The organism is Proteus sp. fly-1067 (assembly GCF_040139345.1).
In the GTDB taxonomy this organism is placed as follows: domain Bacteria; phylum Pseudomonadota; class Gammaproteobacteria; order Enterobacterales; family Enterobacteriaceae; genus Proteus; species Proteus vulgaris_B.
Map to the genome: position 1 here is coordinate 1 of NZ_JBEEUL010000204.1, position 563 is coordinate 563.

At 39.1% G+C, this 563-nt stretch carries 1 protein-coding gene; it reads left to right on the plus strand.

Annotated elements, in window-relative coordinates; all coding sequences use genetic code 11:
* Positions 1 to 563: anaerobic ribonucleoside-triphosphate reductase (nrdD, locus tag ABN217_RS20005; protein ID WP_349459971.1), on the plus strand; the 563-nt coding region annotated here is incomplete at both ends.

Sequence of the window (563 nt, forward strand, 5' to 3'; positions counted from 1 at the left end):
GTACAACAATAAATCGTATTGATGAAGTCTTAGCTCCTTTTGTTAAAGCAAGCTACGACAAACACTACAAAGTTGCACAAGAGTGGCAAATCGCAGATAAAGAAGCCTATGCCAATGCACGCACTGAAAAAGAGTGTTATGACGCATTCCAATCTTTAGAGTATGAAGTCAATACACTGCATACGGCTAATGGACAAACCCCCTTTGTCACTTTCGGCTTTGGCCTTGGTACGTCAAAAGAAGCACGGTTAATTCAACGCGCTATTCTTGAAAATCGTATGGCTGGTTTAGGTAAAAATCGTAAAACAGCGGTTTTCCCTAAACTTGTTTTTGCTATTAAAGATGGTTTAAACCATAAGTTTGGTGATCCTAATTACGATATTAAACAACTTGCATTGGAATGTGCAAGTAAACGCATGTATCCCGATATATTGAATTACGATCAAGTCGTTAAAGTAACGGGATCATTTAAAACCCCAATGGGTTGCCGTAGCTTCTTAGGTGTTTATGAAGAAAATGGCGAAATGATCCACGATGGTCGTAATAATCTCGGCGTTATCAGC